At 72.1% G+C, this 13,972-nt stretch carries 15 protein-coding genes; 3 read left to right on the top strand and 12 right to left on the bottom strand.

Annotation, left to right across the window (positions count from 1 at the left end):
* Positions 1 to 164 precede the first annotated feature (164 nt).
* The 9 genes from Psi01_RS05645 to Psi01_RS05685 all read right to left on the bottom strand — a co-directional run bounded on the left by Psi01_RS05645 (position 165) and on the right by Psi01_RS05685 (position 8,664).
* Positions 165 to 1,586, bottom strand: a complete 1,422-nt coding sequence (locus tag Psi01_RS05645; RefSeq protein WP_204062867.1) for an acyl-CoA carboxylase subunit beta — start codon at positions 1,584 to 1,586, stop codon at positions 165 to 167.
* A 13-nt stretch (positions 1,587 to 1,599) separates the two neighbouring features.
* Positions 1,600 to 2,832 (bottom strand): beta-ketoacyl-ACP synthase II, encoded by a 1,233-nt coding sequence (fabF, locus tag Psi01_RS05650; RefSeq protein ID WP_204062868.1) that lies wholly within the window; start codon positions 2,830 to 2,832, stop codon positions 1,600 to 1,602.
* A gap of 96 nt (positions 2,833 to 2,928) precedes the next feature.
* Positions 2,929 to 3,168 (bottom strand): acyl carrier protein, encoded by a 240-nt coding sequence (locus tag Psi01_RS05655; RefSeq protein ID WP_203874932.1) that lies wholly within the window; start codon positions 3,166 to 3,168, stop codon positions 2,929 to 2,931.
* A 61-nt stretch (positions 3,169 to 3,229) separates the two neighbouring features.
* Complete coding sequence (locus Psi01_RS05660) at positions 3,230 to 4,186, bottom strand: beta-ketoacyl-ACP synthase III (RefSeq protein ID WP_204062869.1); 957 nt, start codon at positions 4,184 to 4,186, stop codon at positions 3,230 to 3,232.
* A gap of 54 nt (positions 4,187 to 4,240) precedes the next feature.
* Entirely contained in the window at positions 4,241 to 5,167 is a 927-nt protein-coding gene (locus Psi01_RS05665; protein WP_204062870.1) for an ACP S-malonyltransferase, read from the bottom strand.
* A gap of 117 nt (positions 5,168 to 5,284) precedes the next feature.
* Positions 5,285 to 6,394 (bottom strand): PucR family transcriptional regulator, encoded by a 1,110-nt coding sequence (locus Psi01_RS05670; RefSeq protein WP_204063134.1) that lies wholly within the window; start codon positions 6,392 to 6,394, stop codon positions 5,285 to 5,287.
* Positions 6,395 to 6,502: 108 nt separating this feature from the next.
* On the bottom strand, positions 6,503 to 6,982 hold the full coding sequence (locus tag Psi01_RS05675) for a DUF350 domain-containing protein (RefSeq protein ID WP_204062871.1): 480 nt from the start codon (positions 6,980 to 6,982) through the stop codon (positions 6,503 to 6,505).
* Positions 6,983 to 7,061: 79 nt separating this feature from the next.
* Positions 7,062 to 8,222, bottom strand: coding sequence for a glutathionylspermidine synthase family protein (locus Psi01_RS05680; RefSeq protein ID WP_204062872.1), 1,161 nt, complete (start codon positions 8,220 to 8,222; stop codon positions 7,062 to 7,064).
* 10 nt (positions 8,223 to 8,232) lie between these two features.
* Positions 8,233 to 8,664 carry a hypothetical protein gene (locus Psi01_RS05685; protein WP_204062873.1) on the bottom strand — a complete coding sequence of 144 codons (432 nt, stop codon included), beginning with the start codon at positions 8,662 to 8,664 and terminating at the stop codon, positions 8,233 to 8,235.
* 144 nt (positions 8,665 to 8,808) lie between these two features.
* Between Psi01_RS05685 and Psi01_RS05690 the strand changes: the two genes are divergently transcribed.
* Both Psi01_RS05690 and Psi01_RS05695 read left to right on the top strand, forming a co-directional pair.
* Complete coding sequence (locus Psi01_RS05690; protein WP_204062874.1) at positions 8,809 to 9,510, top strand: helix-turn-helix transcriptional regulator; 702 nt, start codon at positions 8,809 to 8,811, stop codon at positions 9,508 to 9,510.
* 76 nt (positions 9,511 to 9,586) lie between these two features.
* Entirely contained in the window at positions 9,587 to 9,973 is a 387-nt protein-coding gene (locus tag Psi01_RS05695) for a VOC family protein (protein WP_204062875.1), read from the top strand.
* Positions 9,974 to 10,078: 105 nt separating this feature from the next.
* Here the strand turns inward: Psi01_RS05695 and Psi01_RS05700 are convergent, their stop codons facing one another.
* Positions 10,079 to 10,603 carry a MarR family winged helix-turn-helix transcriptional regulator gene (locus Psi01_RS05700; protein ID WP_204062876.1) on the bottom strand — a complete coding sequence of 175 codons (525 nt, stop codon included), beginning with the start codon at positions 10,601 to 10,603 and terminating at the stop codon, positions 10,079 to 10,081.
* A gap of 74 nt (positions 10,604 to 10,677) precedes the next feature.
* Between Psi01_RS05700 and Psi01_RS05705 the strand changes: the two genes are divergently transcribed.
* A complete protein-coding gene (locus tag Psi01_RS05705) occupies positions 10,678 to 11,997 on the top strand; it encodes an amidohydrolase family protein (RefSeq protein WP_204062877.1) in 1,320 nt (439 codons plus the stop codon).
* Positions 11,998 to 12,071: 74 nt separating this feature from the next.
* On the opposite strand, the gene Psi01_RS05710 is transcribed toward Psi01_RS05705, so the two are convergent.
* The gene (locus Psi01_RS05710) at positions 12,072 to 13,322 is read right to left on the bottom strand and encodes an ATP-binding protein (protein ID WP_204062878.1); all 1,251 of its coding nucleotides are present in this window, start codon (positions 13,320 to 13,322) and stop codon (positions 12,072 to 12,074) included.
* Complete coding sequence (locus tag Psi01_RS05715) at positions 13,319 to 13,972, bottom strand: response regulator transcription factor (RefSeq protein ID WP_204062879.1); 654 nt, start codon at positions 13,970 to 13,972, stop codon at positions 13,319 to 13,321. Before Psi01_RS05715 ends, Psi01_RS05710 begins: the two co-directional genes overlap by 4 nt.

Below are 13,972 nucleotides of genomic sequence, written 5' to 3' on the forward strand. Positions count from 1 at the left end.
GGACGCACAGAAGCGGGCGGACGCACAGAAGCGGGCGGACGCACAGAAGCGGGCGGACGCACGGAAGCGGGCGGACGCACGGAAGCGGGCGGACATGCGAGAACCGCCCCGCACGGAGTGTTCCGTGCGGGGCGGTTTCGTCGATCCGGGTCCGCCGCTCCGAGTCAGAGCGGGATGTTGCCGTGCGCGCCCCTGGCGGGGGTGGCCTGGGCGAGGACCTTGGCGATGGCGCCGCGGGTCTCCTCGGGCTTGATCACCTCGTCCACCACGCCGAGCTCGATGGCCCGGTCGAGGCCGCCGGCCGTGATCTCGTGCTCCTCGGCGAGCCTGGTCTCCAGGGCCGCGCGCTCCTCCTCCGGAGCCGCGGCCAGCTCGCGGCGCTTGAGGATGCGCACCGCGGCGACCGCGCCCATGACGGCGATCTGGGCGGTCGGCCAGGACAGGACCCTGGTGGCGCCCAGCGAGCGGGAGTTCATCGCGATGTAGGCGCCGCCGTACGCCTTGCGGGTCACCAGCGTGACGCGCGGCACCGAGGCCTCGGCGAAGGCGTGCAGCAGCTTGGCGCCGCGGCGGACCACGCCGTCGTGCTCCTGGCCGACGCCGGGCAGGTAACCGGGGACGTCCACCAGGACGACCAGCGGAACGCCGAAGGCATCGCACATCCGCACGAACCTGGCGGCCTTCTCGGCCGAGGCCGAGTCCAGGCAACCGCCCAGGCGCATCGGGTTGTTGGCGATCACTCCGATGGTCCGGCCCCCGAGGCGGCCCAGCGTGGTGACGATGTTCGGCGCCCACTTGGGGTGCAGCTCCACGCCCGGCTCGTCGAGCAGGCCCTTGACCAGGGGCTTGACGTCGTAGGCGCGGCGGACGTTGTCAGGGAGCAGGTCGGAGAAGTCGACCTCGTCGACCTCGGTGCGGATGCGGCCCTGGTGGCCCAGGAGCACCGCCAGGCGCCGGGCCTGGACGTAGGCGTCGGTCTCGCTCTTGGCGACCACGTGCACGACACCGCTGCGCTTGCTGTGCGGCTCCGGCCCGCCGAGCGCCGCCATGTCGATCTGCTCGCCGGTGACGCTGCGGACCACGTCGGGACCGGTGACGAAGATGCGGCCCTCGTCGGCCAGGATCACGATGTCGGTCAGCGCGGGACCGTAGGCGGCGCCGCCGGCCGCGGGGCCGACCACCACCGACAGCTGCGGGACCACGCCGGAGGCGCGGGTCATCGCGGCGAACACGCGGCCGACCGCGTGCAGCGACTCGACGCCCTCGGCCAGGCGGGCGCCGCCGGAGTGCCACACGCCGACGATCGGGACCCGCTCGCGGACCGCGACGTCGTAGGCGTGCACGATGTGCTCGCAGCCCTCGCTGCCCATCGCGCCGCCCTGGACGCGGGCGTCGCTGCAGAACACCACGACCGGCACGCCCTCCATGCGGCCCATCGCCGCGAGCACGCCGCTGCGGTCCACCGGCGTGATCAGCCGGATCGACCCTTCGTCGAGGATCGCCGCCAGGCGGACCTGGGGATCCCTGGGATCGGCGGCCTCCTTGTCGGAGGCCTCTGGCGCCACCCTGTTGTCGAGCACGGTCATCACAGGCTCCCTGTCAGACAGTGGTGAAGGCGACGGCGACGTCGTGTCCGCCGAACCCGAAGGAGTTGTTGATCGCCGCGATCCGGCCGCCCGGCAGCTCGCGCGGAGCGCCGAGAACGAGGTCCACCTCGATGCCGTCGTCGAGGTCGTCGACGTTGATCGTTCCGGGGGCGGTCCGCTCGTGCAGCGCCAGGACCGTGAAGACCGACTCGATGCCCCCGGCTCCGCCCAGCAGGTGGCCGGTCATCGACTTGGTGGCGGTCACCAGGGGGTGCCCGCCGATGACCTCCTTGATCGCGACGGTCTCCACCACGTCACCCGCGGGGGTGGACGTGGCGTGCGCGTTGACGTGCTTGACGTCCTCACCGGTCAGGCCGGCGTTCGCCAGGGCGCGCCGCATGGCGAGCATGACCCCGGCGCCGGTCGGCTCCGGCTGGGCGATGTGGTGGGCGTCGGCGGAGTAGCCGACACCGGCGGCGACCGCGTAGATCGTGGCGCCGCGTGCGCGGGCGTGCTCCTCCGACTCCAGGACCACGATGCCGGCGCCCTCGCCGAGCACGAACCCGTCGCGGCCCTTGTCCCAGGGCCGGGAGGCGCCCTGCGGGTCGTCGTTGCGGGTGGACATGGCCCGCATCGCGGCGAACGAGCCGATGTTCAGCGGGTGGATGGCCGCCTCGGTGCCGCCGGCCACGACCACGTCGGCCCGGCCGGAGCGGATCATCTCGATGGCGTAGCCGATCGACTCCGCGCCGGTGGCGCAGGCGCTGACGGTGGCGTGCACGCCCGCCCGCGCACCGATCTCGATGCCGATCCAGCCCGCGGGGCCGTTCGGCATGAGCATCGGGACGGTGAACGGCGACAGCCGCTGCCAGCCCTTCTCCTTGAAGGTGTCGTAGGCGGACAGGATCGTGGTGATGCCGCCGATCCCGCTGCCCACGACCACGCCGAGCCGTTCGGGGTCGACCTTCTCGATGCCGGCGTGCGCCCAGGCCTCACGGGCCGCGACGAGCGCGAGCTGTTCGGCCCGGTCCAGCCGGCGGGCCTCGGGGCGGGGCAGGACCTCGGTCGGATCCACGGCGGCCACGGCGGCGAACTTCACCGGGACGGAGTCGACCCAGTCCTCGGTGAGGGTTCGGACTCCCGACCGACCGGCGAGGAGTGCCGACCAGGTCGATGCGACGTCCCCACCGAGGGGCGTCGTCGCGCCGAGCCCGGTGACGACGACACGTACCTGGTCTGTACTCACGGTTTTGCGCTCCTTGTGTTCGCGGATCGTTGGAGGGGTGCCGGACGCCGGAGCGGCCGGGCCAGGAGGTGCGGTGCCGGCACCTCCCGGCTCCGGTCAGCCCTGGATGAAGGCGATGACGTCCTTGACGGTCTTGAGGTTCTTGAGCTGGTCATCGGGGATCTCGACGCCGAACTCGTCCTGGGCGGCGACGGCGATCTCGACCATGGACAGCGAGTCGATGTCGAGGTCGTCCACGAAGCTCTTCTCCGGGGTGACCTCGGCCGCCGGGATGCCGGTGATCTCGTTGATGATCTTGCCGATGCCAGCGAGGATCTCCTGCTCGGTCATGGCCATGTCGCTTGTTCTCCTTGAGTAGGGTTTTTCCGGTTCTGCGCGGCGGGGCCGCGCAAGCATTTCAGGGGATCTCGATGACCTGACCGGCGTAGGTCAGGCCGGCGCCGAAGCCGAACAGCAGCGCGAGCCCGCCGGAGCGGACCTCGCCGCGCTCGATCATCCGCGACAGCGCCATCGGGATCGAGGCGGCGGAGGTGTTGCCCGCCAGCACGATGTCCCTGGCGATGACGGCGTTGTCGGCGCCGATCTTGCGGGCGATGGCTTCGATGATGCGCAGGTTGGCCTGGTGGGGCACGAAGGCGGCGAGGTCGGCGGGATCCACCCCGGCACGCTCGCACGCCTGCCTGGCCACCGGGTGAAGCGCCGTGGTGGCCCAGCGGAACACGGTCTGGCCTTCCTGATGCAGGAAGGAGTTGCGGTCCTTGATGATGATCGCGTCGGACCTGTCGCCGTCGCTGCCCCACACCACCGGGCCGATGCCGGGGGTGTCGGAGGGGCCGACCACCGCCGCGCCTGCGCCGTCGGCGAAGATCACCGAGGTGGCCCGGTCGTTCCAGTCGATCCAGGGAGAGAACTTCTCGGTGCCGACGACCAGGACGTTGGTGGCCGAGCCCGCGCGGATGGTGTCGTTGGCCACCGCCAGCGCGTAGCAGAAGCCGGAGCAGGCGGTGTTGACGTCGAACGCACCGGGGGCGTCGATGCCCAGCCGGGCGGCCACCCGGCCGGCGGCGTTGGGGATCTGCGTCTCCAGCGTGCAGGTGGCGACGATCACCAGGTCGATGTCGGCGGCGGACAGGCCGCTGGCGGCCAGGGCCTTGCCGCCCGCCTGCACGGCCAGGTCGATCTCCGTCTCGGAGGGCGGGGCGATGCGGCGCTCCTTGATGCCGACCCGGCTCTGGATCCACTCGTCGTTGGTGTCGATGGTCTTGGCCAGGTCGTCGTTGGTCACCACGTTGGACGGCTGGTAGTGGCCGAAGGCCAGGATCTTCGCGCCCGGGGCACCCTGTGAGATCTTCATGCGTCGCTCACCGCTCCTCGTTCGCTGTGTGGTCCGTGTCCGGTCGCTGCCGGGTCACCCGAGAACCTCCCGGGCGGCGTCCAGGTCGTCGGGCGTCTTCAGCGCGACGGTGGTGGTGCCGCGCAGGGCACGCTTGGCCAGGCCGGTGAGGGTGCCGCCGGGCAGAAGCTCGATCATGGCGGTGACGCCCCGCTCGGCCATCGTGGCCATGCAGGCGTCCCAGCGGACGGGGTTGGCGACCTGGTTGATCAGCCGCTCCATGAAGTCGGTACCGCCGGTGACCGCCGCGCCGTCGGCGTTGGACAGCAGCGTGACGGCCGGGTCCTGCGGGGTGATGGAGGCGGCGGCCTTGCGCAGCGCGTCGACGGCCGGGGCCATGTGCGCGGTGTGGAAGGCGCCGGCGACCGACAGGGGGATCAGCCGGGCCCTGGCCGGAGGCTCGGCGGTGAATGCCGCCAGCCTCTCCGCCGTGCCGCCGGCCACGACCTGGCCGGCGCCGTTGACGTTGGCCGGGGTCAGGCCGTGCTTGTCGATCGCGGCGAGCACGTCGTCCTCGACGCCGCCGAGCACCGCGATCATGCCGGTCTCGGTGACCGCGGCGGCCTCGGCCATGGCGCGGCCGCGCTCGCGGACCAGGGCGATGGCCTGCTCGGCGGTGAGGACGCCCGCCAGGACGGCGGCGGTCAGCTCGCCGACGCTGTGGCCGGCGACCAGGCCGGGGACGGTCCCGGCGGGACGGTCCGCGCCGGGAAGGACGCCCAGGGCCTCGGCGGCGGCCAGTCCGGCGGCCACGAGGAGCGGCTGGGCGACCGCGGTGTCACGGATCTCGTCCGCGTCGGCGGTGGTCCCGTAGGCGATCAGGTCGAGGCCTGCGACCTCCGACCATGCGGACATGCGGTCCGCCAGGCCCGGTATTTCGAGCCAGGGGGTCAGGAAGCCTGGGGTCTGGGCGCCTTGGCCCGGAGCGACGATGACGAGCACGAAATCCAGCCTGCCCTGTAGAGGTCCACCACACGGATAGAGATCCGAATGAACATTGTCCGTAATCTTTTGTAGGGAACCTACAGCGAAGGTTTCGCAGACGTTAAGTAAGGGCGATCATGTCGTGCTCGTCTCGGCCAGCCGACCGAGAATGAGGCCCACCTGGAGGGTGAAGGCCGAGCGGCCCTCCGTGGGCTGGTAGCCGGTCAGCTCCGTGATCTTACGCAGACGGTAGCGCACCGTGTTGGGATGGACGAAGAGCAACCGGGCCGTCGCCTCCAGGGAGGTGCCCTGCTCCAGATAGGTGGCCAGCGTGTCGAGCAGCGGCGTGCCCATCAGCGGGAGATAGACGTGCTCGATCAGCTGCGCCCTGGCGTCCTCGTCACCGTCGATGGCCCGCTCGGCCAGCAGGTCCTCGGCGTGGACGGGCCGGGGGGCGTCCGGCCAACCGGAGGCGGCCCGCAGCCCGGCGATCGCGGCGCGCGCCGAGCTGGCGGCCGTGTGCAGGTCGCTCACCTCGGGCCCGATCACGATCGGGCCCGGCCCGAAGCGCGGCACCACGTGCTTGGCCGCGGCGCTGACGCTGTCGGCCCCGCCCACGATCACGATGAGCTGGTCGCCCTGGACGCCGGCCAGCATGTCCATCCCGACCCTGCGGCCCCGGTCGCGCAGCCCGTCTATCACCGCCTGCGGGTCGTCGTCGGGCGCGAGGCCGGCCAGCACGACCACCGGCGAGGAGGTCCAGCCCAGCGCGGCGGCCCACGAGTGCAGGCCGTCGTCCACCTCGCCGCGGACCAGCGCGTCCACGATCAGCGCCTCCAGGCGCGCGTCCCACGCCCCGCGGGCCTCCGCCTCGCGGGCGTAGACGTGCGCGGCGGCGAAGGCGACGTCCCGCGTGTAGCGGAGCATCGCCTGCTGGAGCTGGTCCTCCCCGCCCGGCGCGGCCAGCTCCTTCGTCTGCGCCTCGACCACCTCGACCACGATCCGGACGATGTCCACGGTCTGCTGCAGGGAGATGGAGCGCTTGAGCTCCCGGGGCGCGGTGCCGAAGAACTCGATGCTGGGCGTGGGCCGTTCGCGTCCGGCGTGCTGGAACCACTCCACGAAGGCGGCGATCCCCGCCTGGGCGACCAGCCCGACCCAGGACCTGTCCTCGGCGGACAGCGCGCGGAACCACGGCAGCCGCTCGTCCATCCGGGCCATGGCCGCCGTGCCGAGGGAGCCCATGGCCCGTTCGAGCCTGCGCGTGGTGTCCTCGCGGATCCGATCGTTCACGACATAAGAGTGCCAGCTCCACGCCGATGCGCCAGCCGCGCCCCCGCGCCCGGAGGGCGCCTAGATGACGGCGACGGCGGTGATCAGGCCGATGGCCAGGTGGGTGACGGCGAGCAGGCGCGTGCCGGGCTGGAGCTCCCGCTCGGAGACCAGCGTGCGGACGGAGATCCCGGCGGCCAGGTCGAACACGATCATCGCCACGGTCTGTACGGCGATGCCGACCAGCCCGTAGACCAGCGTCGCCAGCAGCCCCTCGTGCAGCGCCCCGCCGGAGGACCAGATGGAGGCCGCGACGATCAGGCCGACGGCGATCAGCCCGGAGGAGGTGAGCAGGGTGGCGTTGGGGTTGCGGTCGGTCTTGATCAGCTGGCTGAGCTTGCCGGGGATGGCCAGGTCGATCACGTAGAAGCCGATGATCAGCAGGATCACGCCGAGCGCCGCGTAGGAGGCGATGGCGAGAGCGTCCCGCAGGAGGGTCTCGGCGAGGGAGATGGTGCCGGTCGTCTCGGGAAGCGGGGCCGGCTGCGGGCTGGGAGTCATATGGGTTCTCTCCGGGCGGTGAAGGTTGATGTTTGCGAGGCTGAAGGGGCCGGGGTGCTGGGCGGCACCAATCCTGCCCTCACAACTCGATGCGGTGGGGCACGAAGGACGACGTGTCGTCGGTTATCCAGCCCGGGGTCTCACGGATGCCGAGTCCGGCGGCCTCGTCGTGGACCACCCAGGCGCCGAGCACCGGCCGGTAGTCGTCGAAGACGGGCAGCGCCTCGAACGCCTGGTAGACGTATCCCTCGGCGCCGTAGGCGTCGCCGGTCCGCATGTTCCCGCCGGGGCTGACGATCCGCATGCCCGCGCCCTCCCGGCCCAGCAGCGGCTTGGCGATGTGGGCGGGCAGGTCGCGGGGGCCGTCGAGATAGGCCGGCAGCAGGTTCGGATGGCCCGGGTACAGCTCCCACAGCACGGCCAGCAGCGCCTTGTTCGACAGCAGCATCTTCCACAGCGGCTCGATCCAGGTCATCGAGATCTGCTGGCGCACGGCCCGGTCCCCGAACGGGTCGGCGACGACCCACTCCCAGGGGTACAGCTTGCACAGGGTGCGGATCACCCGGCGCTCCATGTCCACGAACCGGAGGTTGAGGCTGTCCCAGCCGATGTCCTCCATGGTCACCGCGATCGTCTCCAGGCCGGCCAGGCCGGCGGTCTCCTGCAGGTAGGCGAGGGTCATCGCCTCCTCGCCGCTCTCGTCCATGTGGGTCCAGGCGAAGTGGGCGGGACCGGTGGGCAGGGTGGGGGCGATCTCCCGCCAGCGGTCGACCAGCCGCTCGTGGATGGAGTTCCACTGGTCGTCGTCCGGATAGACGTCCTTGAGCCAGAACCACTGGACGACCGAGCTCTCCAGCAGGCTGGTGGGGGTGTCGGCGTTGTACTCCAGCAGTTTGGCCGGGCCGGTCCCGTCGTAGCGCAGGTCGAAACGGCCGAACACGTGCGGGTCGCGCCGCTCCCAGGAGCGGGCGATCTCCGGGGCGACCCGTTCCGGGATGGCGAACTCGGCGTAGCGGCCCTTCTCGACGACGTGCTCCACCGCGTGCAGGCACATCCGGTGCAGCTCCTCGACCTGCTCCTCCAGGGCCAGGACCTCGTCCATGGAGAAGACGTACTGGACGCTCTCGTCCCAGTAGGGGCGGTCCAGTCCGACGGGGTGGGCGGAACGGTGGTAGGCCAGGCCGTGACCCTCGATGATGCGCTCCCAGCCGTCCCGGGGGAGCGAGGTCTCGCGTCTCATCGGCGGGCGCTCAGCTGCTGCTGGAGCCGCGGCCGCCGAAACCGCCGCGCTGGATGACGGTGCCCTTGCGGGTGACGATGGTGACGTCGGAGGGTTTGACGGTGGTGCCCTTGGCCACCCGCACTCCGGCGCGCGTGCCCCCGTAGTACCACCCGTAGGCGCCGTGGGATCCGCGGTAGCGGGTCTCGTCGCAGTAGTCGTCGTCCACGATCGTGTAGGACCCGTCCGGCTGGCGGCTGCTGAGGTCCACGCAGTCGGCGCCGACTTCCTCGTAGTCGTCGTCGGCCGCGCACGCGGCGATGATGCCCAGCGAGACGATGCCGATGGTGGTGATCGTGATGGCCTTGGACGCCTTGGAACCGGTCCCCTTGGAGGACTTCGAGGAGGACTCCGAGCCAGGCTTGCCGGGCGGGTTCTGAGCCATCGGGTGTTTGCGCGCCATCGAGCTCCAATGAGATGTGTCAGGACAGGGTATCCATCCCGTTTTGCCTGTTCAACTACGTGACCATGTCGTAAGGTTCCCGTCCGCCGGTGGGGGGAGCGCCGGGGCACCGGGTTGTCGGTGGCGGGACGTAACGTCGGGGGCGTGAACCGTACCGACCGGCTTTACGCCCTCGTCGAGGAGCTGCGCGCGATCTCGCCCAGGGCCCGCTCCGCACGCGAGCTCGCGGAGCGGTTCGAGGTGAGCGCCCGCACGGTCGAGCGCGACATCTCCGCGCTTCAGCAGTCCGGCGTGCCCATCTACGCCGAGACCGGCAGACGCGGCGGCTACGTCCTGGACAAGAGCAGGTCCCTGCCGCCGCTGAACTTCACCCCCGAGGAGGCCGTCGCGATCGCCGTGGCGCTGGACCGCGCGGGCGACAGCCCCTTCTCCACCCAGGCCCGCAGCGCCCTGCGCAAGCTGATGGCCGCCATGCCCGACCTCGACGGCGACCGGGCCAGGGAGCTGGCCGGCCGGGTGCGCCTGCTCGTCGAGCCGGAGCCCTACCCCCGGGTCTCGCGGGTGATAGAGCAGGCGCTGCTGCACCGCCGCGTCCTGCGGATCTCCTACACCGACTCCAAGGGCCAGGCCACCGAGCGCGAGGTGGAGCCCGGCGTCTTCGTCGGCGGCCGCGGCGGCCACTGGTATCTCGTGGGGTGGTGCCGCTCCCGGCGCGACGTCCGGGTCTTCCGGCTCGACCGGATCTCCAGGGCCGAGGAGACCGACGAGCCCTCCCCCGAGCGCCCGCCGGAGAGTTTCTCCCCCGAGGTGCCGGGCCTGGTGTTCGGAAATCCGAAACTCGAATGAAAACACCGACATAGGGGTGTCGCGGAGACGGTTCATCGTAGAGGTGTTCGAGGAAAGCAATCCGAAGGGACACCTGATGATCAACACCGTCGCCTGGTTCGAGATCGCCACCGACGACCCGAAGGGCGCGGAGGAGTTCTACGGCGGCCTGTTCGGCTGGACGTTCTCCACCGACGAGGACGCGGCCAAGGGCGGGATGGACTACCGGCTGATCAGCTATGCGGACGCCGAGGGTCCCAAGGGCGGCGTGTACGGCAACGGCGGGCGGTTCCCCAACCACGGGGTCTTCTCCGTGGTCGTCGCCGACACCGCGGCCACCTGCGAGCACGCGGAGAAGCTGGGCGGCGAGGTGGTGTTCAAGATGCTCGGCAACGCCAACGGCCCCGACTTCGCCTACATCCGCGACGTCTCCGGCAACCTGTTCGGCGTCTTCACCCCGCCGAACCTCCCCGCGGGGGCGTGACGGCGGGCCCTTTTCCGGCGGTACGGCGTGACGGCACGGCGCCGCGGGACGCTTCCCGCGCCGTGCCGCCGGCCCGTGTCCGGTCCCGGCGAGCCCGCCTGCCGGTCAGTTCCGGCGTGAGGGGCCGGCGTGGTCCCCGAGGGCGAGCAGCGCCACCCGCAGCAGGTCGGCCAGGTCCCGTACGGCGGCCTCCGGGACGGCGGAGAACAGGTCCTCGTGCGCCCGGGTGGTCGCCACGGCCAGTTCCTCCGCGCGCCGTACGCCCAGCGGGGTCAGCCTGACCCACGAGCTGCGCCCGTCGTCCGGGTCGGGCTCGCGCTCGACGAGCCCGGCGCCGGTGAGGCGCTGCAGGATGTTGCTCGTCCCGCCGGTGGTGAGCGAGGTGCGCGAGGCCAGCAGGCTCGGCTTGAGACGGTAGGGGGCCCCGGCCCTGCGCAGGGTCGCCAGGACGTCGAAGTCGGCGTAGGTCAGGCCGTACTCCCCGAGCACCGCCTGGGTGACCTCCTCCACCCGCCCCTTCAGCCGCCCCAGGCGCTTGACGATCTCCAGCTCCGTGGTGGCGGTCTCGGGCAGCTCCGCCCGCCACGCCGCGATCATCTCGTCGACGTGGTCCATCTCTTCCCGTGCCATGGGGTTGAGGGTATCTCTCTTGGCTGATAGCTTTCGAAAAAGCTTTTTCGATTGCTGTTGGGAAAGGAATCCCCATGCGCACTCTCATCACCGGCGGGACCGTGATCGACACCGAGCCCGCGGTCCGCGTCCTGCCCGGGGCCGACGTGCTCGTCGAGGACGGGCTCATCGCCGCGGTCGGGCCGGACGCGGCGGGGCGGGGGAAGGCCGGGGAGCCAGGGAGGGCCGGGGCTGCGGGGTCCGGGGCCGCGGACGTCGAGGTCGTCGACGCCACGGGCATGATCGTGCTGCCCGGTTTCGTCGACACCCACCGCCACCTGTGGCAGAGCGTCCTGCGCTCGCTCGCGGCCGACATGACGCTGGGCGACTATCTCGGCGTCGTCCTCGGCCGTCTGGGCCCCGCCTACCGTCCCGAGGACGTGTACGCGGCGAACCTGTGGGGCGCCCTGGAGGCGCTCGACGCCGGGATCACCGCGGTGCACGACTGGTCCCACATCCAGCTCACGCCCGAGCACACCGACGCCGCGATCGAGGCCCTGCGCGAGTCGGGGATCAGGGCGGTCTTCGCCTACGCCCACCCCGGTGACGGCGCCGCGCGGCGGGAGGACGAAGTACGGCGGGCCGCCGCGCTGCTCGGCGGCCCGGGCCTGGTGACCGCCGGGCTGGCCGCGTCGGGCCCGGTCTACGGCTCGGCCGAGGGGGCCGAGGCCGACTGGCGGCTCGCCCGCGAACTGGGCCTGCAGATCAGCCTGCACGCCACGGGGACCGGCGCGGTCGAGCGGCTGCACGCGGCCGGGCTGCTCGGGCCGGACGTCATGGTCGTGCACGGCAACGGGTTCACCGACGAGGCCGTGAAGCTGCTGGCCGGCAGCGGCGGGGTCGCGTCCGTGACCCCGGCGGTGGAGATGCGGATGGGGTTCGGCGACCCGGAGACCGGCAGGTTCCGGGCCGCGGGCATCCCCACCGGTCTGGGGATCGACACGGTGACGAACACTCCGGGCGACATGTTCGCCGCGATGCGCGCCGCCCTGGCGGCGGACGGGCTGCGGGGCGGCACGCTGACCGCCGCCGACCTGCTGGGCATCGCCACGATCGAGGGCGCGGCCGTCCTCGGCATGCAGGACCGGATCGGATCGCTGCGCCCCGGCAAGCAGGCCGACCTCGTGCTGCTGCGGACCGACCGGCCCGGCCTGGCCCCGGTCCACGACCCGATCGCCACGGTGGTCGCCTCCGCCGGCCCGGCCGACGTGGACACCGTGCTCGTCGCCGGACGGATCGTGAAACGAGGAGGCCGCCTGGTCCACACCGACCCGTCCGGGGCGCTCACCCTCGCCTCCGGCTCGGCGGCCCACGTCGTGGCGGCGGCTGAGGGCCGGACGGCGGCCGCACGCTGAGCGGGTACGGGCCCGCGGCGGGGCCGGGCGAAGGGCGAGCACGGCGCCGCCCGAAGGAGCGACCTCGCGGGGAGTCAGCGGCCGGAGGGGAGGGCCAGCGGGGCGGCGGCGGACAGGTCGGGGAGGTGCTGCGGGGGCGGGGGAGCCGGCGGGAGCCGTACGGTGACCACCAGGCCGCCGTCGGGGCGGGGGCGGGCCTCGACGGAGCCGCGGTGGGCCTGGGCGACGGCGCGGACGATGGACAGGCCCAGGCCCGCGCCGCCGGCCGAGCCGGTGCGGTCGCGGTCGAGGCGGCGGAACGGCTCGAACAGGTCGTCCACCCGGCCGGCGGGGACGGGGCGGCCGGTGTTCTCCACGGTGACGACGTTCCCCCACCGGTCCTGCCCGGTGCGCAGGATGACCAGGCCGCGCTCGTCGTTGTACTTGACCGCGTTGTCGAGCAGGTTGCCGATCATCCGCTCCAGCAGCACCGGGTCGCCCGCCGCCGGGGCCGCGCGCAGCTCGGCGGTCGCCTCGGGGACCGAGGTCAGCGCGCTGCCGGCGAGCTCGGCCAGGTCCACCGGGCGGCGGGTGGTCAGCTCGCGCTCGCTCTGCGCCAGCAGCAGCAGGCCCTCGATCAGCCGTTCCTGGCGGCCGTTGGACTCCAGCAGCTCGGCCCCGACCTTCCTGACCTGCCGCGGCAGCTGGGGATCGGTCATGGACACCTGCAGCAGCGCCCGGTCGATCGCCAGCGGGGTGCGCAGCTCGTGCGAGGCGTTGGCCACGAACCGGCGCTGGCTGTCGAAGGCCCGGTTCAGGCGCTCCAGCATGGAGTCGAAGGTGTCGGCCAGCTCCCGCAGCTCGTCGTGCGGGCCGTCCAGGGCGATGCGCTCGTGCAGCGTGCTCTCCGACAGGCGCCGGGCCGTCTCGGTCATCTTGTGCAGCGGGGCCAGCACGCGGCGGGCCACGATCCACCCGATGGCCAGCCCGGCGCCCCCGACGACCGCGATGGCCAGCAGCGACCACTGGAGCATCGAGGTCATCACGTTCGTGCGGTAGACGTCCCTGAGCTCCCCGACGATCCGCATGGTGCCGGGCGGGGGAACCTGCTGGAGGGCCTCCTCGGCGGGGATCCGGACGGCGAAGGCCGTCGGCTTGCTCGCCATGACGGGCTGCTCGATCGTGCGCTGGACGAACAGATAGTTGACCAGTACGAGCACGACGCCGACCGCGAAGAACAGGCTGCCGTAGACCAGGGTCAGGCGCAGCCGTACCGAGATCCGCCGCCCGCCCGGCCCCGCCGCCTGCCGCGCGCCGGGCACGCCGGCGGGGTCCGGCCGGGTCACAGTCGGTACCCCGCGCCGGTCACGGTCTCCACGACCGGCGGGGAGCCCAGCTTCTTTCGCAGGGTCATCACCGTGACCCGCACCGAGTTGGTGAAGTAGCTGATGTTCTCGTCCCATGCCTTCTCCAGCAGCTCCTCGGCGCTGACCACCGCGCCCTCGGCCCGCATCAGGATCTCCAGGACGGCGAACTCCTTGGGACTCAGCCCGACGTAGCGGCCGTCGCGGAAGACCTCCCGGCGGTTCGGGTCCAGGGTGATGCCGGCCCGGCTGAGCACCGGCGGGACCGCCTGGGAGGTACGGCGGGCCAGCGCCCGCACCCGGGCCACCAGCTCGGGGAAGTCGAACGGCTTGCACAGATAGTCGTCCGCCCCGATCGACAGTCCCTCGACCTTCGCCTTCAGGTCCGCGGCGGCGGTCAGCATGATGATCCTGGCCGGGATCCGGTCCGAGACCAGGCGGCGGCAGACCTCGTCGCCGTGGACCACCGGCAGGTCCCGGTCCAGCACGATCACGTCGTAGTCGTTGACGGCCGCCCGCTCCAGCGCCGCGTCGCCGTCGTAGACGACGTCCACGGCCATGGTCTCCCTGCGCAGGCCGGTCGCCACGATGTCGGCGAGCACCCGCTCGTCCTCGGCAATGAGCACTCGCAT

The organism is Paraplanobispora siamensis (assembly GCF_016863175.1).
GTDB lineage: Bacteria > Actinomycetota > Actinomycetes > Streptosporangiales > Streptosporangiaceae > Planobispora > Planobispora siamensis.